This window comes from Kitasatospora sp. NPDC057595 (genome assembly GCF_042800875.1).
GTDB lineage: Bacteria > Actinomycetota > Actinomycetes > Streptomycetales > Streptomycetaceae > Kitasatospora.
Genome location: NZ_JBHVGL010000007.1, coordinates 78,598 through 97,284, shown reverse-complemented (window position 1 = coordinate 97,284; position 18,687 = coordinate 78,598). Strand labels below are relative to the sequence as shown.

The window sequence follows — 18,687 nt, the reverse complement described above, 5'->3', positions numbered from 1 at the left end:
GGGTTTGGGCGGGGTCGCGGGGGCGGCCCTTTCCGGGGTGGCCGGGGGGGTGGGCGGGGGGGGGTGGTTGCTGGCGGGGGGGGGGGCCCGGGCCCCGCCCGCCCCACCGGCACCCGGAGCGGGGGGTGCGGCGCCGATCCCCACGTCGACGCCGTCTCCGGGGAGCTTCCCGACGAACTGCCGGGGGACCTCCTCGCTTCCGAGCCCTTCCCCTTGGTCGGCCGCGTCTGCGCGGTCCTCCCGGGCGGCGCCGACACCGTCTCCGGCTGGGCCGAGACCACCACCGACGACGGCTCCCCCGCCCTCCTCGCCGTCCGCACCCCGCCCGGCGACCCCGCCGTCCCGGCCGGCCGCACCGCCCTCCTCCACGCCCACGACCCGGCCACGGACACCTACCTGATCACCCCCCTCGACCTCGGCGTCCTCTTCAGCTGAGCTTGTCGGCCGGACCGAAGAGCAGGCCATCCGACTTCCGGTCGGCGAACTCTTCCCGGAGTGGGAGGAGTTGAGTGTCCGACCTCCTGCCGGTCTTCCTCGACGACGCTGTCCGGGATGACGCTGGGGTACCGCGTCGGCGACGCCGAGTTCCGGATCGCGCCGCTGCTCGTCGGGCCCCGAGGGGCGCGGGGTCGCCCGGGGTTCAGCGGCGGGCGGCGGCGAGCAGGGCGGGGACGGTGGGGAGTTTGACGCGGGGGCGGCCGGTGGCCTCGCCGCGGGCGCGTTCGGCGCGGTCGATGGCGCGCAGCTGACGCAGGCCGAGGGCGTCGGGGCGGCGGGTGCGGACCAGGCGGTCGAAGGACCTGCGGTCGGCGGTGGGGACGGGCAGGGTGCCCGCGACGGCGTCGTCCATCAGGGCGTGCACGGTCTCCTCGGCGCAGGCGCGGTTGGCGCCGATGCCGCCGGAGGGTCCGCGCTTGGCCCAGCCGACCAGGTAGGTGCCGGGCAGCGGCCGGCCGGTCGCCGGGTCGAGGACGCGGCCGCCGGTGTGCGGGACGCTGCCGGCGGTGTCGTCGAAGGGCAGTCCGGGGACGGGCACGCCGCGGTGGCCGATGGAGCGCACGACCAGGGCGGTACGCAGGAGTTCGCCGGTGCCGGCGAGGCGGACCGCCTCGACCCGGCCGTCGCCGAGGAGTTCGGCGGGCGCGGCGTGGAAGCGCAGCACGATCCGCCGCCCGGGCCGGGGCGGCGCGCCGGTGTCGACGCGCTCCAGCGGGACGCCGGCCGGCAGCGCCGCGCCGCGGACCTCCGGACGGTCGTCCACCACGACGTCCACGCCCGGGAGTCGGGTGAGGGCGAGGAACTCGGGCGCGCTCCACGCGGCGTTCTCGGGCCCGCGCCGGGCGAGCAGGACGACCTCGCGGACCGCGCTGCCGCGCAGTGCGGCGAGCGCGTGGTCGGCGATGTCGGTGGCGGCGAGCCGGTCGGGGTCGGAGAGCAGGATCCGCGCGATGTCGACCGCGACGTTGCCGTTGCCGATCACCACCGCCCGGTCGGCGCCGCTCCCCGGCCCGCCGGACAGGGTCACCGCGTCGGCCGGCACCGTCGGTTCGGCGTTGTACCAGCGGACGAAGGTGGTGGCGGGAAGGCTGCCGGGCAGGTCCTCGCCGGGCACCCCGAGCCGGCGGTCGGCGGCGGCCCCGACCGCGTACACCACCGCGTGGTGGTGGGCGGCGAGTTCGGCGTGGCCGAGGTCGGTGCCGACCTCGACGTTGAGGTGGACCCGCAGCCGCGGGTCGTGGAAGACGGACGCGAAGCTCTCGGCGATCCGCTTGGTCGACTGGTGGTCCGGGGCGACCCCGTACCGCAGCAGCCCGCCGGCCACCGGCAGCCGGTCGAGCATGGTGACCTCGGCGCCGGTGGAGCGCAGCAGCGCCTGCGCGGTGTAGCTCGCGGACGGCCCGGTGCCGACGACGGCGACCCGCAGCGGGCCGGGCCCGAGGTCGAGGCCGGCGGGCAGGCTGCGCGGGAAGACGGGCGCGCCCCAGGCGTGGTCGGCGGGGTGGTCGCGGAAGAAGTCGCGGTTGAGCTCGGCGTGGGCGGCGTCGGGCCCCGTCAGCCGGTCGACCGGGAAGACCGCGTCCACCGGGCAGGCGTCCGCGCAGGCGCCGCAGTCGATGCAGGCGGCCGGGTCGATGTAGAGCATGTCGGTGCGGCCGAAGTCCGGCTCGTCCGGGGTGGGGTGGATGCAGTTGACGGGGCAGACGGACACGCACGAGGCGTCGTTGCAGCAGGTGCGGGTGATCGCGTAGGCCATGGCGGGGGTGGGGTCCTCGCTGCGCTGGGGCTGGGGCGGACGGGCGGGGCGTGGGAGGTGGGTCAGAGCATGTGGATGCGCCGGTAGAGCTTGGCCGCCGGACCGGTGATCAGGCCGTTCTCGGCGAGGAAGGCCATCAGGTGGCGGCTGCTGGTGCGCATCATGGCGCGCCGGTGCTCGCTGGCCCGGACCTCGGCGAGCGCCCGGGCGACGTCCAGCCCGGCGGCCTTGTACACGGACGGGTGAACCATGCTGGTGACGATGACGAAGGCGCCGGCCGCGATGCCGAAGGCGGCGTTGCGACGGCGCAGGGCGCCGGCTCCGCGCAGCCGTTCGCGGATCTCCTGGCGGGCGAACTTCATGTGCCGGGACTCCTCGACCACGTGGATCCGGGAGGTCCCGCGGACGATGTCGAGGACGTTCTCGCCGCGCATCCAGTCACGCTGCATGACGTCCAGCACCTCCTCGGCCACCAGGATGCCGCCGTAGGCGAGTTCGCCCCGGGCGAGGGACTTGTAGGCACGCCCGGCCTGGGCGACGAGCCGGTTCGGCCGGTACTGCGGGACGCCCATCCGCTCGCAGGCGCGGGCGAACATGATCGAGTGGCGGCACTCGTCGGCGATCTCGGTGAGCGCGAAGCGGAACCCGGCGCTGCCGGGGTCCTTGAGGTACTGGTCGCGCAGCACCATCTGCTGCAGGATCATCTCGAACCAGATGCCGGTGGTCATGATCGAGCCGACCTCGTGGCGGGTGAGGGTGACCCGCTGCTCCTCGGTCATCTCGGCCCAGAGCGGGGTTCCGTAGAGGGTGCTCCACTCGGGGTTGAGCCCGTAGTGCCCGGGCGGGAGCGGGGCGTCCCAGTCGATCTCGACGGACGGGTCGTAGGAGAGGGTCGCGGCCGAGTCGAGGAGCCGCTTCGCGACGTCGTCGTCGGCCGCGGTGCGGGTCCGGGTGGGGATGCGTTCCGCCGGGTGAGCCATGGCTGCCTCCGTCAGGTGCGTGGCCTGCGCGGGAACCCGCCGGCCCCGCTTATTGACGGAGATTACAATAAGAGTGGACGCCCGAGAACCCCCCGTGCAGCGCGCTGTCGCCGCCGGGAAACTGGCGGGCTCGCCGGGCCGGGGGATGATGGAGGGGTCGCGGCAGCGAACCCGCCGACGGAGAGGAGCGGACCGGATGGACACGGCGGACGCCCTGTACCGCGGCCGATCCCCCTTCGTCGTCAACGCCATGGGCGCCCTGCTCGACGCGGACGGCCGCATCGTCCGCTGGACCCCGGAGGCGGAACGGCTGCTCGCCCTCGGTGCCGCCCAGGTCCACGGCCGGCCGGTGCACGACCTGCTCGACGACCCCTCGGGGTGGCCGGCGATGTCCGAACTCACCGCGGAGCAGCAGGCCGAGGGCTGGTCCGGCGAGGCGGTGCTGCGCTCCGGCCGGGGCGAACGGCTCGCGCTCTCCTACCAGGTGCTGCCGCTGAACGCGCCCGCGGAGGACCCCCCGCCGGGCCCGGCGGGCACCGGCGCCCCCCGGTACTTCGTGCTCGCCGCCCCCACCGCGCTGATCGCCCGCTCGCGCCAGGACCAGGCCTTCACCCGCGAGCTGTTCCTCCAGGACCGGGTCGGCCTGGCCGTCTTCGACGAGCGGCTGCGCCTGATACGCACCAACACCCATCTGCTCCCCTACAGCGGCCTGCCGCCGGACCTGCGCGGGCGGCGCCTCGGCGACTTCCTGGAGGCGCAGGACGCCGCCGCCGTCGAACGCGGGCTGCAGGACGTGCTGCGCACCGGCCGGCCGCTGATCGGCGCGGAGGAGATCGTCCGCACCATCGAGGACCCGGCCGGCGGGGCGGTGATGGCGATCTCGGCGTTCCGGCTGCAGTCCCCCGACGGGCAGGTCATCGGGGTGACCGCGCTGTTCACCGACGTCACCGAGCTGCACCGGTCCGCCGAGCGGCTCGCCCTGCTGCACCGGGCGACGGCGGCCGTCGGCGGCTCGCTGTCGGTCACCGGGACGGTGGAGGAGCTGGCCGCCGTACTCGCCCCGCCGTCCCCGTCGGCCACGTCGGTCGCCGCGGCCCCGCCCTCCGCCACACCGTCCGCCCCGGGCGGGCCCTCGGCGGGCGACGGATCGGTGCCCGGGCTCGCCGACCTCGCGGTGATCGACGTCGCCGAGGCCGTGTTCACCGGCGGGGAGCCGTCCCCGGGCCGGGACGGCCGGGTGCCGCTGCGCCGCACCGCGGTCGCGAGCACGGCCAGGGCCGAGGCCGACGGAGCGGGGATCCCGGCGCCCCCGCCCACCGGGGTGACCCTGCACGCCGACCCCGGCGAGCAGACCACCCACACCGCGTTCCCGCCGTCGATGACCGTCCCGCTGCGCGCCGGCGGCAGTCTGCTCGGCCGGGTGAGCGTCCACCGCGCCCCGCACCGGCCGCCGTACCTGCCGGCCGACCTGGAGCTGCTGCGCGAGATCGCCGACCGCGCCGCCCTCGCCCTGGACAACGCCCGCCGCTACGCGCGCGAGCACCGCGCCGCCGTCGGCCTCCAGCGCAGCCTGCTGCCGCCCTCGCTGGCCGAGACCACCGCCGTCTCCACCGCCAGCGTCTACCTGCCCACCGACACGGCGAGCGGGATCGGCGGCGACTGGTTCGACGTGATCCCGCTGTCCTCCGCCCGGGTCGCGCTGGTCGCGGGGGACGTGGTCGGCCACGGGCTGGCCGCCAGCGCGACCATGGGCCGGCTGCGGACCGCCGTCCGGACCCTGGCCGATCTCGACCTGGAGCCGGACGAACTGCTGGTCCACCTCGACGACCTGGTCGCCCAGCTGATGGTGGAGGCCGAACGGCCGGACGAGGAGGAGGACGGCCCCGGCGCGGAGCCCGGGGCGACCGCGGCCACCCTGCCCCCGGTGAGCCACGGCGCGTGGAGCGACGGTGCCCACGACACCCCCGACGACCAGCAGACCGTGCCGTTCGGCGCCACCTGCGTGTACGCGGTGTACGACCCGGTGTCACGACGCTGCGCGATGGCCTCGGCGGGCCACCCGCCGCCCGCCGTCGCGGCACCGGACGGCCGGGTGCGGTACGTGCCGCTGCGGCCCGGGCCGCCGCTCGGCGTGAGCGGGCTGCCGTTCGAGGTGACCGAGGTCGACCTCGAACCCGGCAGCCTGCTGGCGCTGTACACCGACGGGCTGCTGCTCGGGTACGCGGACGACCTGGAGGAGGGCATGGACGAGCTGTCCCACCGGCTCGCCGCCGCGGCCGCCCCGCCGGACGGCTCCGTGCCCCCGGCCGGCGCCGCGCTGCGCGAGCTCGGCCGGGACCTCGTCGCCGACCTCCCGGCCCACCGGCTCACCGACGACGTCACCCTGCTGCTGGCCCGGACCCGGGCGGTGCCGCCGGAGGACACCGCGGGCTGGACGCTGGAGGCGGACCCGGCGGCGGTCGCGCGGGTCCGGGAGGCCGCGACCGCGCAGTTGCTGGCCTGGGGGCTGGAGGAGCTGGCGTTCACCACCGAACTGGTGCTGAGCGAGCTGGTCACCAACGCGATCCGCTACGCGGGCGGTCCGGTGGGCGTGCGCCTCATCCGCGCCGAACGGCTCACCTGCGAGGTCTCCGACCCCAGCGCCACCCAGCCCCGGATGCGCCGCGCCCGCCTGACGGACGAGGGCGGCCGCGGTCTCTACCTGGTCGCCCAGCTCACCACCCGCTGGGGCAGCCGCTACACCCGCCAGGGCAAGACCATCTGGGCCGAGCAGGACCTCCCGCCGGTCGGCTGACAGACCCCGTGCGCCGATCGGCGCACCCCGTACGGCGGGCGGTGGCGAAGACACGCCCTCGTTGCGAGCAATGCGCCGGGATCGCCACCCCTCACCGGTGTGATGGTGCTCTGATCTGCCAACTCATCCCCTCACAAGGAGAGACATGCGCACTCGCACCGCCCTCGCCGCCGGCATCCTCGCGTCGGCCGCCCTGCTGGCCGGCGGCGGCACCGCCGCCGCCGACTCCGTCGCCGAGGGCATCGCCGCCAACTCCCCCGGCGTCCTGTCCGGCAACCAGATCCAGATCCCGGTCCACATCCCGATCAACCTCTGTGGCAACTCGATCGACATCATCGGGCTGGCCAACCCGGCCTTCGGCAACGTCTGCATCAACAAGTAGGACCACCGGCACCGCGACGCGGGTCCGCCCACTCGGGCGGGCCCGCGTCCGCGCGTCGGCCGAAGAACGAACCGCGCCGCCCGGGAGCCCCGGGCGGCGCGGTGTCGATCAGGCGACCGGTCGTCAGACCGAGAACCAGCCGATCAGGTCGGCGACCACGTCGGTGCTGCCCCACTGGTTGGCGAACGACACGCGTCCGTCCACCACCGGGACCATCACCAGCGTGGAGACGACCTCACCCGGGCGGTAGTTGATGTTCGAGGCGTCCGGACGGTCCTGTCCGTGCGGATAGACCGTCAGGAAGCTGGTGTCGGTCGGCCACACCACGGTGACGTTCATCAGCACCGAGGTCACCCCGGTCGAGGGCACGCCCTCGACGCCGTCCACCCGCACGCTGAGCAGGTCTCCGTTCCCGCCCAGGGTGCCGATCCGGGCGCCCTCGCCGGTGCGGGTGTCCAGCAGCCGCACCAGGTTCGCCGGCGAGTAGGTGGCACCCGAGGCGCCGTAGTAGCCGACGATGTCGACCCCGAGGTCGATCTCACCCCAGGCGTTGTACAGGTCGACCCTGCCGTCCGCCCCGACCGGGACCGTCACCAGGTTCGACACGTTCTGCCCGGCCGCGAAGTTGACCACCGAGGCGTCCGGCACCGACTCGCCGTGCGGGTACGCCGTCACGAAGCCGGTCCGGGTCGGATTGACGGCCGTCACGCTCATCACGACCGCCGTCACCCCGCTCGTCGGCACCCCGGCCACGCCGGTCACCTTGAGCGGCACCACGCCGCCCCAGCCGACCCGGCCGGCCGGCGCGCCGACCCCGAGCACGGTGTTCAGGATGCGGGTCGGCGACACCGGGCTCAGCAGGGAGCCCTGGGTGGTGCTGTCGGTGTAGTAGCCGACGACGTCCACCCCGAGGTCGACCTCGCCCCAGGCGTTGCGCAGGTCGACCCTGCCGTTGGCCAGCGGCACCGTCACCAGGTTGGTGACGTTCTGCCCGGCCGCGAAGCTCACCGTCGGCAGGTCCGGCACCTTCTGGCCGCTCGGGTACGCCGAGACGGCGCTGGTGCGGGTCGGGTTGACGGCCGTCACGTTCATCACGACCGCCGTCGCCCCGGTGACCGGGACCCCGCCCGCACCGGCGACCTGGAGCGGCACCACGCCGCCCTGGCCGACCCGGCCGGCCGGCGCGCCGACCCCCAGCACGGTGTTCAGGATCCGCGCCGGCGAGACCGGCACGAACCGGCCCTTGGCCGCGGCCTGCTCGGGCGTCACAGTGAAGCCCTTGGCGAGGGTGACACCGATGCCCCCGTTGTCGAGCACCACGTCGTACGCCCCCGGCTGGAGGCCCCTGGTGTCGAACAGGACGTGCGCCTCGGTGCCCTCGGGGTTCACCGAGATCGGCTTGAGGTCGTACGGGTACGAGGCTCCGTTGCCGGCCAGCCGCAGCTTGCTGCCCAGGGTGAGGCCGGAGCCGCGGACCGCGACCTGGACCGAGGTCCCGGCCGCACCGGTGGCGGGGCTGACCGAGGTCAGCCTGACGGGGGCCGGCTGGCCGCTGCAGGTGGAGTAGAAGCGGTCGCACACGCCCTGGAGGGTGTACTCGACCGGCGTGACGGAGTTGCCGGGGGTGACCAGCAGGACCGCCTGCCCGGCGACCGCGTTGTAGGCGGAGTTGCACCGGCCGCCGAACTCACCGGAGTTGGTGCTGCAGGTGTAGGCGGGCGTGGACTCGTCCCACGTCCCCGGCCCCATGAGGTGCACCAGGGGCTTCTCCCCCGATCCCACCGAGGCGGTACCGAAGACGTTGAAGGACTGCGACGGCTTCATGTCGACCACCGCGCAGTACGCCGTCGACGATTCGGTGAGCACCCCGCTGCGCAGCGGGAAGCCCGACACCGAGACCGGACGGGCGGTGCACTCCGGGGCCCACCCGTCCGCGGTGCCCACCCGCCAGGTGTCCACGTTGGTGTGGATCGGGGCGCCGCCCTTGTAGCCGGCCGCGAGCACGACCATCGTGTACGAGGTCGAGCCGGTGACCTTGCAGGCGTAGCCGAACTGGACGCAGACCGTGCGGCCGCTGCCGTCCGCGACCTGGAGCTGCACCGTGGGGTCGTAGCGGCCCGCGGTCGACCGGGCGCTCAGCCAGAGCCGGTCGGTGGCGGCGGCGGACACCCGGATGCAGCGGGCGTCCAGCGCCGAGCCCAGGTCCAGCGGCAGCGAGCGGCCGCCGACCGTGGTCGAGCTCGGGGTGAGGCAGTTCGCGGTCGGCGAGATGTCCCGTCGGGCCAGCTTGTAGCCGTCGTCGTAGCGGCCCGCCAGCAGCGCCGTGTAGGACACGCCGTCGGTGAAGGCGCAGGTGAAGGCGCCGCCCTGGCAGACCACGTCGCCCTGCGGGTCGACCACCTGCAGCGAGGCGCCGCCGGTGTTGGTGGCGTTCGTGTAGTCGACGGCCTCGGCGGTGCTGTGCTGACCGGCCGGCAGGCCGAGGCAGATCTGCGGCACGGCCTCGGTGGGCGTGACCTCCGCGCCCCAGCCGCCGTCGAAGGCGCTGCGCGGCCAGGCCGTGCAGCCGGCCGTCTCACCGGTGCGGTGGACCACCAGCCGGTACGTCTCGGTCGGCGCACCGGTCGGCAGCACGCGGAACGGCGCCGTCCCGGTCAGCTTGCAGATCGTGGTGCCGTACGCGAAGGGGTTCTCGCACTGCTTCGCGCCGACCGCGTCGAGCACCGTGAAACCGGCCCCGGTCATGTCCTTCGGCGGCTGGTTGAGCAGGTAGACGCCGGTGCCGGTGGCGGTGGGCAGGAGGAGGCAGGAAGCCTGCCCGGTGGCGCCGAAGGAGCCGGTCGCCGGGCCGGACACCAGTCCGCTGTCACCGGTCGCCGCGCAGCCCCTGGTCTCCCCGGCCGAACGCAGGACCAGGCCGAAGCCCTGGTCGGCGGGGGTACCCGGGTCGACCACCCAGGTGTGGTCGCCCGGGGTCAGCTCACAGGTGTAGGCCGCTGTGCAGCCGACGTTCAGCCGGCTCCGGTCGGGCGCGAACAGCTCGCCGGTGAGCGCGGTGCCGCCCGCCGCGGTGACGGCGGCGAGGTAGTACTTGTCCTTCTCCGTGATCCGCAGCGTGCGGCAGCGGGCGACCTGGCCCAGGTCCGGGGAGGTGCCGTAGGCCTGCGGCTCCACGAGCACGCAGCCCTGGGTGCTGGCGAGGCGTGCCATGGTGAGGTCGTACGCCTGCGTCGAGCCGTAGCCGGCCTGCACCGTGAACCGGAACGGCGCCTGGCCGGCCGTCGTGCAGTCCAGCCGGAAGGAGTCCCAGCTGTTGGTACCGAAGCAGATCTGCCGGCCGGTCGCGTCGTAGAGGGCGCGGGCGGCGGAGTAGGCGCTGACGCGGGTCCGCAGCTGGTCCCCGGCCGCGAGGTCGGCGGCGACGTAGCACTCACCGGCGGAACCGGTCGGCAGCGAGCCGTGGAACGCGGTCGGTGCGGCGAGCGAGAGGTCGGCGGCGCTCACCGTCCGGCAGGCCCCGGGCGCGAGCAGCGGCAGGTACGAGATGGAGAGGCCGCCCGCCACGCCGTAGTCCTGGGTGACCTGGAGGGTGTGGTCGCCCGCCTGCGTGGTGACGCAGCGGCGCATCCCGCCGGACTGGTCCTCGCAGGTCGGCGCCGTGCCGTCGGGCGCGCGCAAGGTCCAGCGCGGCGAGCCGGTGGCGGTCAGGACCCGGACGAACAGCACGTCCTGGGGCTGGGGCAGGGTGAGGGAGAACGACTGCGGCTTGCCCGGTTCGACCGCGCACTCGGCGACCGCGCCGGCCGTGAGCGCCGTCGGGCAGGGGCCGGTCGGGTCGGCCTGCTGGAGTTCGCGGGCGGCGGCCGCGGCCTCGGCCTTCGGGTCCACCGGCGGCGCGGCCGTCGGCCCGGCGGTGGGAGCGGCACTCGGCGTCCGCGCGGTGGCGTCGGCGCCCGGCTGCGGCGAGGCGGTGGCCGCCGGCGGCGGCGCCACGGCGACGGCGGGGCCGGCCTGGCCCACCAGCGTCGCCAGGACGGCGAGCAACAGGGCGCCCGGAGCGGCGATGCGCTTCCTTCTTCGGCCCTGTCCCCCGCGGCTGCCCGATGGCAGCAACTTCATTGATGCCCCCTCATGTTCTACGGCCTCAACTCATATGACGATCACAGAGTTCGTAGGCAGCCGGATTCTAGCGATCGCCGGACACCGTGCCGACCGGATATCCCGGATGCCACAGGACGGCGCCCCGTCCCGCCCCAGGGGGGTGCGAGCACCGACCACCACGAGGGCCGCCGAGCACGACGACGCCGGGCACGACGACGCCGAGCACAACGGCGCCGGGCGCTACTCCGCGGGGGTGTCCGGCGTCGGGCGCCGCCCGGCGGGGTCGGTGGCCCACCGCGGGCCGATCAGGAGCTCGCCGAGCCGCTCGATGTCGGCGGCCATGTCGATCTCCGGGTCGAGCAGCCACTGGAGCTGGATGCCGTCGACGGCGGCGATGAAGATCCGGGCGAGCCAGGCCGGGTCCACCCCGTCGGCGACGTTCCGCTCGATGCGCTCCGCGAGCCGGGCGCGGAGGTCCGCGTAGCGCTGCTCGAAGAAGTCGTGCGCGGGATGGTCGGGTTCGGCCGCCGCCGCCGCGAGGTCGACGAAGAGCTTGACCAGCCCCGGGGTGGACGCGTTGTGCCGCAGGATCTCCGAGTGCGGCAGTCCGGTGCCGTCGGGGTCGGGTCCGAAGCGTTCCGCGGCCACCGCGTCCCGGGCCTCCAGGACGGCCGTGAGCAGGGCCTCCTTGCTGCCGAAGTGGTGCATGACCCCGGCGTAGGTCATCCCGACCCGCTGGGCGATGTCGCGCAGCGAGACGTTGCGGCTGCCGGCCTCCGCGTAGGCGGCGAGGGCGGCGTCGATGATCTGCTGCCGCTTGGCCGAGGTCTTGGCGTACGGCCCCCGAGGCTTGCTCATGGGCGGATCCTACCGGGCACGCCACAAAAACATATCGATGCCAGGTTTTCGGCGGCGAAAGCATTGCCCTGTCATGTTTTCGTGCTTATGGTGGGGCACCCCCGCGCAAACGCGGCCGGCCCGGCCGGCGGACCGCACCACGGAAGAGAGACCCGTCATGAGCGACGCGCCGATCACCTCCCTGCCCGAGGGCTTCCTCTGGGGCGCCTCCACCTCCGCCCACCAGACCGAGGGCGGCAACACCACCAGCGACTGGTGGCCGCTGGAGCGCGCCGCCGGCGAGGGCGGCCACATCAAGGAGCCCAGCGGCGACGCCTGCGACAGCTACCACCGCTGGCGCGAGGACATGGACCTGCTCGCCGAACTCGGCTTCACCGACTACCGGTTCAGCATCGAGTGGGCCCGGATCGAGCCCGAGCCCGGCGAGTTCTCGCGCGCCGCCCTCGCCCACTACCGGCGGATGGTGGAGGGCGCCCACGAGCGGGGCCTGCGGCCGATGGTGACCCTGCACCACTTCACCTCGCCGCGCTGGTTCGCCGAGCGCGGCGGCTGGGCCGCCCCGGACGCGGGCGAGCTGTTCGCCCGCTTCGTCGAGACCGCCGCGCCTGTCTACGCCGACGGCGTGGACCACGTCTGCACCATCAACGAGCCGAACATGGTCGCCACCATGGCCCCGCTGCTCGACCTGATGCTCGGCCGCGTCGACCCCTCCGAGCTGTCCCTCCCGCCGGCCGGCCTGCCGGCGCCGGACCCGCGGACCACCGAGGCCCTGGTCCGGGCCCACCGGCTGGCCGTCGAGGCGGTCAAGTCCCGGGCGCCGCACGTGCGGACCGGCTGGTCGGTGGCCAACCAGGTCAGCCACGCGCTGCCCGGCGTCGAGGGCGCCGAGCAGGCGCGCGCCGCGTACCTGCGTCCGCGCGAGGACGTCTTCCTGGAGGCGGCCCGCGGCGACGACTGGCTCGGCGTACAGTCCTACACCCGCACCCTGATCGGGGCGGACGGCCCGCTGCCGGTCCCCGAGGACGTCGAACGCACCCTCACGGGCTGGGAGTTCTACCCCGGCGCGCTCGGCGACGCGCTGCGCCACACCGCCGCCACCGCGCCCGGCGTACCGCTGATCGTCACCGAGAACGGCATCGCCACCGCCGACGACACCCGCCGCGTCGCCTACACCGCGGGCGCCCTGGAGGGCATGGCCGCCGCCATGGCCGACGGCGTCGACGTGCACGGCTACTTCCACTGGAGCGCCCTGGACAACTACGAGTGGGGCAGCTTCCTCCCCACCTTCGGCCTGATCGCGGTGGACCGGGAGACCTTCGTCCGCACCCCGAAGCCGTCCGCCGCCTGGCTGGGCGCCGCCGGCCGCAGCCGCGTCCTGCCCGTCGCCGGGGCCTGACCCGCGCCATCGACAACAGAAGGAGCACACCCATGACCGAGCAGAGCCACCACCCCGCCCTGAGCACCGAGCAGCAGGCCGCGCTGACCTCCGGCGGCGACTTCTGGCACACCCGCGCCCTGCCCGAGGCCGGCGTCGAGGGCATCATGCTCGCCGACGGCCCGCACGGCCTGCGCAAGCAGCCCGAGGACGGCGACGCCCTCGGCATCGGCACCAGCGAGCCGTCCACCTGCTACCCGCCCGCCTGCGCCCTCGGCTCCTCCTGGGACCCGGCGCTCGCCGAGCGGGTCGGCCGGGCCATCGCGCTGGAGGCCGTCGCCAAGAACGTCTCCGTCGTCCTCGGCCCCGGCGTCAACATCAAGCGCTCCCCGCTCGGCGGGCGCAACTTCGAGTACCTCGCCGAGGACCCGCTGCTCACCGCCCGGCTCGGCGCCGCGCTGGTGCACGGCGTGCAGTCCCGGGGCGTCGGCACCTCGCTCAAGCACTTCGCCGTCAACAGCCAGGAGACCGACCGGCTCCGGGTGAGCGCCGAGGTCGACGAGCGCACCCTGCGCGAGATCTACCTGCCCGCCTTCGAGCACATCGTCACCACCGCCCGGCCCACCACCGTGATGGCCGCCTACAACGCGGTCAACGGTGTACCGGCCGCCCGCAACCACTGGCTGCTGACCGAACTGCTGCGCGGCGAGTGGGGCTTCGACGGCCTGGTCGTCAGCGACTGGGGCGCGGTCGCCGACCGGGTCGCCTCGCTCGCCGCCGGGCTCGACCTGGAGATGCCGCCCTCCCGGCGGGAGGCGCAGGTCGTCGCGGCCGTCGAGGACGGCTCGCTGGACCCGGCCGCCCTGGACGCCGCCGCCCGGCGGGTCCTGGAGCTGCTGGAGCGCACCGCGGCCGCCCGGGTGCCCGGCGGGAGCTACGACGAGGACGAGCACCACGCGCTGGCCCGCGCCGTCGCCGCGCAGTGCGCCGTGCTGCTCAAGAACGACGGCGGCCTGCTGCCGCTCGCCCCCGACGGCACCGGAACCATCGCCGTCGTCGGCGAGTTCGCCCGCAGCCCGCGCTTCCAGGGCGGCGGCAGCTCGCACGTCGTGCCCACCCGGCTCGACACCGCCCTCGACGCGATCCGCGCCACCGTCACCGACCCGGAGCGGATCCGCTTCGCCCCCGGCTTCACCCTCGACGGGGCGGCCGACCCGGCGCTCGTCGCCGAGGCCGTCGAGGCGGTGCGCGCCGCCCGGCACGCGGTGCTCTTCCTCGGCCTGCCCGAGACCCACGAGTCCGAGGGCTTCGACCGCACGGACATCGACCTGCCCGCCGACCAGCTCGCCCTGCTCGACGCCGTCACCGCCGCCGCCGAGGCCTCCGGCGCCGACGTCACCGTGGTCCTCTCCAACGGCGCGCCGGTACGGCTCACCCCGTGGCAGGACCGGGTCGGCGCGGTCCTGGAGGGCTGGCTGCTCGGCCAGGCCGGCGGCTCCGCCATCGCCCGGCTGCTGTTCGGACTCGACAACCCCTCGGGCCGACTCGCCGAGACGATCCCGCTGCGGCTGGAGGACAACCCCAGCCACCTGCACTTCCCCGGCGCGGACGGCAAGGTCCACTACGGCGAGGGCGTGTACGTCGGCTACCGGTACTACGACACCCTGGGCCTGCCGGTCGCCCACCCCTTCGGCCACGGCCTGAGCTACACCACCTTCGGCTACGACGGCCTGGAGGTGACGCCCACCGGGACCAACCGCTTCGACGTCTCGTTCACGGTCACCAACACCGGCACCCGGGCCGGCGCCGAGGTCGCCCAGCTGTACGTGCACGAGTGCGCCCCGCGGCTGCGCCGCCCCGAGCACGAGCTGAAGGGCTTCGCCAAGGTCCACCTGGAGCCCGGCGAGAGCGCCCGGCTGACCATCGCGCTGGACGAGCGCTCCTTCGCCCACTGGTCGGTGCGCGACCACCGCTGGCGGGTCGATGGCGGCGAGTTCGAGCTGCGGATCGGCGCGTCCTCCCGGGACCTGCGGCTGCGCACCACGGTCGGCTGCCCCGGTGACGGCCACGTCCCCGAGCTCACCGCGGAGTCCACCCTCGGCGAGTGGCTGGCCGACCCGGTCGGGGCGCAGATCATCGGCGCGGCGATGCAGACGATGGCGGAGTCCATCGGCATCCCCGCCGACGACCCGATCGCCACCACCATGGGCGGCAGCCTGCCGGTCGGCCGCATCCCGGCGTTCGTGGACAGCGTGACGCCCGAGGACGTCGAGCGCCTGGTCGCCGCCCACCGCGAGCTGACCGCCGCGCGCGCCGCCGGGGCCGGGGCCGACCGGGTCTGACGTTCGGCCCCGGGCGTTCCGCTCCCGGCATTCGGCCCCGGGTGTTCAGCCCCCGGCGCCGTCCGGTCGCGGCTGGTCCCGGTCCGGCCACACCTCGATGTGGCCGGCCGCCAGGACCAGCCGCACCCGGTGCGCCAGTCCCAGCGACTCGGTGGACTCACGCGGCAGTTGGAGCCGGCCGACCCGGTCCGGCACCGTGTGCTCCTGGGCCGTGAGGCCGCCGCCGGCGCCCGGGGCGGCCGGGTGGCGCAGCCCCTCCGTGGACGTGCGGCCGTCGCGGATCCGCACCGTGCGGTGGACCTGCTCGGCCACCAGCGGGTCGTGGGTGACGATCAGCACGGTGGTGCCCAGCTCGCCGTTGGCGGCGCGCAGGGCGTCGAGGATCTCCTCCGAGGTGGCGGTGTCCAGCTCGCCGGTGGGTTCCGCACAGGTTCGCCGGGTTGCGCAGCCGCTGGCCGCGTTTTGTCCTCATCACCGGGCCGGAACCAGCAACCATCCGGTCACAGCACCAACGGCTCACGGCCCAGTGGAGTCAGGGACGGCATGCAGGGACAGGACCGCGACGTCGCCGCCGAAGCCCACCACGAGCGAGCCTTCCGGGGTCACGGTCAGCGCATGGACTGGCGCGGGAAACACCAGCTCCCGGCCGATCTGCCGCCCGGCGGCCGGCTCCCACAGGCACACCGTTCCATCCGAACCACCGGTGACGACCCGGAGTTCTCCACCGATCGCCGCGGTCACCACCGCGGACACGGTGCCTTCGTGGCCGACCAGCCTGCCGACTTCCCGTCCCATGACCAGGTCCCACACACGCACGGTGGCGTCGTAACCCGCCGTGATCGCGTGGGCCCTGTCGCCGACGACCGCTGTCGCGACCGCCCACGCCTCGCCGTCGTGGCCCGGCAGGGGCTCCCCGACCGGTTGTCCGGTGGTCAGGTCCCACTGCCAGACCTTGCCACCGCTCGTACAGCCCACCGCATGGGGCCTGTCATCGATCACCAGCGTGTCGATGGCCATCAGGAAGTCGTCGTGTCCGGTGAGTTCGCCGACCTGTTCCCCACTGGCCAGATCCCAGACCCGCACGGACACGTCGTCGTCGCTGGCGAGCGCACACGGTCGCCCCTGGACGACAGCCGTGCCCAGACACCACACCTCACCGTTGATCCCCGGCAGCTCGCCCGTCTGCCGGCGGGTGGCCAGGTCCCACGCGAGTACCGCCCAGTCGCCGGCCGTGACGACGCACGGCCGACCGTCCACGACCTCCGTCGCCACCGCCCACACTCTGCCGTTGAAGTCGCTCATCGGCCCGCCGACCGGTTGGCCGGTCTCAAGGTCCCGCACCCGGACCGTCTGGTCCTTGCTGCCGGTGACCACGACGTGGCGGCCGTCCGAGAAGGTTGTCACCACCGCGTCAACACCGCCGGTGTGACCGGACGGGTTCATCTGGAAGTGCGGGTCACTCTGCGCGCCGGTGGACCACAGCACCCGCCATGGCTCGGTGTCGACATCATCCACTGACACGGCGGCAATCCGTGCCGACAACTCCCGGTCCCCGTACCGAGCCGCGTCCAGGGCCAGCAGCTGCCGCCGCACCCACGGTGGCGCGTCCCGGTGTACGTCCACCGACGCCCGGTAGACCGCAGCCATCAGTCGCGCGTCGGAATCCGCATCGGAAGCCGGCAGCCCCAGAACCCGCTCCGGATCGGCGTTCACCAGCCATGGCAGGTCCGTCCACCACCCTTCCGCCCCCGACGGATCCGATGCCGAAGCGGTCATATGAACGTCGTCACTCACGGCCGAAACTCTAGTGATGCGGCCGGACAGGTCCGCGCACCGAACTCGTACTGCCGCGGCGAACGATCCGCTGCAGTTTCCGCCCTTCCTGGTTGGTCGGTCTGCGCACACGGACAGGCTCGGCCACCGCGCCTCCAGCGGTCGGATCGGACGTCACCGCACATCCAACCGCCATGACGTCCAACGCCGCGAACCCATGCGGTCAGAGCACTAGATCTCGATCCCCAACGAGCTGGTCAACTGGGCGAGTTCGGCTTGGAAGAGCTTGTCCGGCGCGGAGGTCTGGGCCCGCAGGTGGCCGTAGACCTCCAGCACGACCAGGCCGTGCAGACGGCCCCAGATCCGCAGCGCCAGGGCCACCCCGGCCGGCGGCAGCGCGGGGAACGCGGGGCGGACCTTGTCGAGCAGGCCGGGATCGAAGTCCTCCCAGTCGAAGCCGTCGCCCGCACCGGCCCCCGCACCGGCCCCCGCACCCGCGGCGCCGCCCCAGGCGGTGTCGGCGAGCGCGGCGATGCCGACGCAGACCCGTCGGGCGGCGTCGGGCGCGGCCCCGCCCTCCGGAGCGCGGTAGCCGGGGACGGGGTCGCCGTAGATCAGCCGGAAGCCCTCGGGGTTGGCCAGCGCCCAGCTGCGGAAGGCGTGCGCCCAGGCCTGGATCCGCCCCGCCGGGGCGTCCTGCGCGGAAGCGGCCCAGGCGGCGTCGAGGGCGTCGGCGAGCGCCGTGTAGACGTCCGCGACGAGGGCGGTGACCAGGTCGTCGCGGGTGGCGAAGTAGCCGTAGATGGCGTTGGCGGTCATGCCCATCTCGCGGGCGATGGCCCGCAGGGTGATCGCGTCGGGACCGCCGGAGCGCATCAACTCCAGTGCGGTGCGCTTGATCTCGGCGGTCGTCTCGATCCGCAGTCGCTCGCGTCGTCCGGTGCTCGGGGTGGCTGCCACGGCGTCACTCTACAGCGTCACCTCACTGATTGCCGTGCGAAAACTTCACGCCGTATAGTTCCAGCACGGCGTGAAGGGCAGGCTTGAGGAAACGCTGTCCCGATCCGCCGTTTCGGCCTTGACCGTGGCATGAACCAAGGGGAGAACCATGCACATCGGCATCATCGGAGCCACCGGCACCATCGGCAGCCGGATCGTCACCGAGGCCCTCGGGCGCGGACACCGCGTCTCGGCGTTCAGCCGGGACGCCTCCGCGATCACCGACCGGCGCGAGAACCTGAGCTGGGCGAGCCTCGACGTCCTGGACCCGGCGGGCGTCGCCGCCGTCCTGCCCGGCCTGGACGTCCTGATCAGCGGCTTCCAGCCCGGCAACGCGGCGAAGGACTTCGCCGACACCGTCCGGCGCTCGATCGCCGACCCGACCGTCTACGCGGCCGCCGCCCGGTCGCTGCTCAAGGCGCTGGAGAGCCACCCCCGCACCCGGCTGATCGTCATCGGCGGCGCCGGCAGCCTGGAGATCGAGCCTGGCGTCGTCCGCGCCGACCACGACGAGCTCCTGCACGCCGCGCTGGACGAACTCGGCCTGCCCCGCGAGTACGGCGCCGCCGTGCGCGGCCACCGGGAGGCGCTGGACGTGCTGCGCCTGTCCAACCGGCTCTGGACGTACTTCAGCCCCGCCGAGCAGATCGGCCCCGGCGAGCGCACCGGCCGCTTCCGGATCGGCGGCGACCAGGTCGTACTGGACGCCGACGGCCGAAGCCGGATCTCGGCGGAGGACGCCGCGGTCGCGCTGGTGGACGAGGCGGAACTGCCCCGCTTCGTCCAGCGCCGGTTCACCGCCGGCTACTGAGCCGACGACGGCCGCCGG

General features: G+C 74.3%; 13 protein-coding genes. 6 read left to right on the top strand and 7 right to left on the bottom strand.

Annotated elements, in window-relative coordinates; genetic code table 11:
• Positions 1-213 precede the first annotated feature (213 nt).
• Positions 214-435 carry a hypothetical protein gene (locus ACFU9E_RS13485; RefSeq protein WP_380715006.1) on the top strand — a complete coding sequence of 74 codons (222 nt, stop codon included), beginning with the start codon at positions 214-216 and terminating at the stop codon, positions 433-435.
• Between the two features lie 205 nt (positions 436-640).
• On the opposite strand, the gene ACFU9E_RS13480 is transcribed toward ACFU9E_RS13485, so the two are convergent.
• Positions 641-2,254 carry a 4Fe-4S binding protein gene (locus tag ACFU9E_RS13480; RefSeq protein WP_380687742.1) on the bottom strand — a complete coding sequence of 538 codons (1,614 nt, stop codon included), beginning with the start codon at positions 2,252-2,254 and terminating at the stop codon, positions 641-643.
• 62 nt (positions 2,255-2,316) lie between these two features.
• A complete protein-coding gene (locus tag ACFU9E_RS13475) occupies positions 2,317-3,234 on the bottom strand; it encodes a diiron oxygenase (protein WP_380687744.1) in 918 nt (305 codons plus the stop codon).
• A 196-nt stretch (positions 3,235-3,430) separates the two neighbouring features.
• Here ACFU9E_RS13475 and ACFU9E_RS13470 point away from each other — a divergent pair, with 196 nt between their 5' ends.
• Both ACFU9E_RS13470 and ACFU9E_RS13465 read left to right on the top strand, forming a co-directional pair.
• Positions 3,431-6,028 (top strand): SpoIIE family protein phosphatase, encoded by a 2,598-nt coding sequence (locus ACFU9E_RS13470; protein ID WP_380687746.1) that lies wholly within the window; start codon positions 3,431-3,433, stop codon positions 6,026-6,028.
• A 145-nt stretch (positions 6,029-6,173) separates the two neighbouring features.
• Complete coding sequence (locus ACFU9E_RS13465) at positions 6,174-6,410, top strand: chaplin (protein WP_380687748.1); 237 nt, start codon at positions 6,174-6,176, stop codon at positions 6,408-6,410.
• A 123-nt stretch (positions 6,411-6,533) separates the two neighbouring features.
• On the opposite strand, the gene ACFU9E_RS13460 is transcribed toward ACFU9E_RS13465, so the two are convergent.
• A complete protein-coding gene (locus ACFU9E_RS13460) occupies positions 6,534-10,529 on the bottom strand; it encodes a hypothetical protein (RefSeq protein ID WP_380686198.1) in 3,996 nt (1,331 codons plus the stop codon).
• Positions 10,530-10,751: 222 nt separating this feature from the next.
• Complete coding sequence (locus ACFU9E_RS13455) at positions 10,752-11,369, bottom strand: TetR/AcrR family transcriptional regulator (protein ID WP_380686200.1); 618 nt, start codon at positions 11,367-11,369, stop codon at positions 10,752-10,754.
• 157 nt (positions 11,370-11,526) lie between these two features.
• Between ACFU9E_RS13455 and ACFU9E_RS13450 the strand changes: the two genes are divergently transcribed.
• Together ACFU9E_RS13450 and ACFU9E_RS13445 are read left to right on the top strand one after the other, a co-directional pair.
• Complete coding sequence (locus tag ACFU9E_RS13450; protein WP_380686202.1) at positions 11,527-12,765, top strand: glycoside hydrolase family 1 protein; 1,239 nt, start codon at positions 11,527-11,529, stop codon at positions 12,763-12,765.
• A 32-nt stretch (positions 12,766-12,797) separates the two neighbouring features.
• Positions 12,798-15,086: a glycoside hydrolase family 3 C-terminal domain-containing protein gene (locus ACFU9E_RS13445; protein WP_380686204.1), complete on the top strand. Its 2,289-nt coding sequence runs from the start codon at positions 12,798-12,800 to the stop codon at positions 15,084-15,086.
• 45 nt (positions 15,087-15,131) lie between these two features.
• On the opposite strand, the gene ACFU9E_RS13440 is transcribed toward ACFU9E_RS13445, so the two are convergent.
• From ACFU9E_RS13440 to ACFU9E_RS13430, 3 genes are all read right to left on the bottom strand, one after another.
• A complete protein-coding gene (locus tag ACFU9E_RS13440; protein ID WP_380715004.1) occupies positions 15,132-15,425 on the bottom strand; it encodes a hypothetical protein in 294 nt (97 codons plus the stop codon).
• A gap of 177 nt (positions 15,426-15,602) precedes the next feature.
• Positions 15,603-16,880: a WD40 repeat domain-containing protein gene (locus tag ACFU9E_RS13435; protein ID WP_380685479.1), complete on the bottom strand. Its 1,278-nt coding sequence runs from the start codon at positions 16,878-16,880 to the stop codon at positions 15,603-15,605.
• Positions 16,881-17,090: 210 nt separating this feature from the next.
• Positions 17,091-17,819 carry a TetR/AcrR family transcriptional regulator gene (locus ACFU9E_RS13430; protein ID WP_380685481.1) on the bottom strand — a complete coding sequence of 243 codons (729 nt, stop codon included), beginning with the start codon at positions 17,817-17,819 and terminating at the stop codon, positions 17,091-17,093.
• Positions 17,820-17,967: 148 nt separating this feature from the next.
• On the opposite strand from ACFU9E_RS13430, the gene ACFU9E_RS13425 reads away from it, so the two are divergent.
• Entirely contained in the window at positions 17,968-18,669 is a 702-nt protein-coding gene (locus ACFU9E_RS13425; RefSeq protein ID WP_380685483.1) for an NAD(P)-dependent oxidoreductase, read from the top strand.
• The last annotated feature ends 18 nt before the right edge of the window (positions 18,670-18,687 follow it).

What these genes read in the sequence shown, in the direction of transcription:
- ACFU9E_RS13480 (WP_380687742.1), bottom strand. Translation starts at nt 2,254, where the DNA reads ATGGCCTACGCGATCACCCGCACCTGCTGCAACGACGCCTCGTGCGTG.
- ACFU9E_RS13475 (WP_380687744.1), bottom strand. Translation starts at nt 3,234, where the DNA reads ATGGCTCACCCGGCGGAACGCATCCCCACCCGGACCCGCACCGCGGCC.
- ACFU9E_RS13470 (WP_380687746.1), top strand. Translation starts at nt 3,431, where the DNA reads ATGGACACGGCGGACGCCCTGTACCGCGGCCGATCCCCCTTCGTCGTC.
- ACFU9E_RS13465 (WP_380687748.1), top strand. Translation starts at nt 6,174, where the DNA reads ATGCGCACTCGCACCGCCCTCGCCGCCGGCATCCTCGCGTCGGCCGCC.
- ACFU9E_RS13460 (WP_380686198.1), bottom strand. Translation starts at nt 10,529, where the DNA reads ATGAAGTTGCTGCCATCGGGCAGCCGCGGGGGACAGGGCCGAAGAAGG.
- ACFU9E_RS13455 (WP_380686200.1), bottom strand. Translation starts at nt 11,369, where the DNA reads ATGAGCAAGCCTCGGGGGCCGTACGCCAAGACCTCGGCCAAGCGGCAG.
- ACFU9E_RS13450 (WP_380686202.1), top strand. Translation starts at nt 11,527, where the DNA reads ATGAGCGACGCGCCGATCACCTCCCTGCCCGAGGGCTTCCTCTGGGGC.
- ACFU9E_RS13445 (WP_380686204.1), top strand. Translation starts at nt 12,798, where the DNA reads ATGACCGAGCAGAGCCACCACCCCGCCCTGAGCACCGAGCAGCAGGCC.
- ACFU9E_RS13425 (WP_380685483.1), top strand. Translation starts at nt 17,968, where the DNA reads ATGCACATCGGCATCATCGGAGCCACCGGCACCATCGGCAGCCGGATC.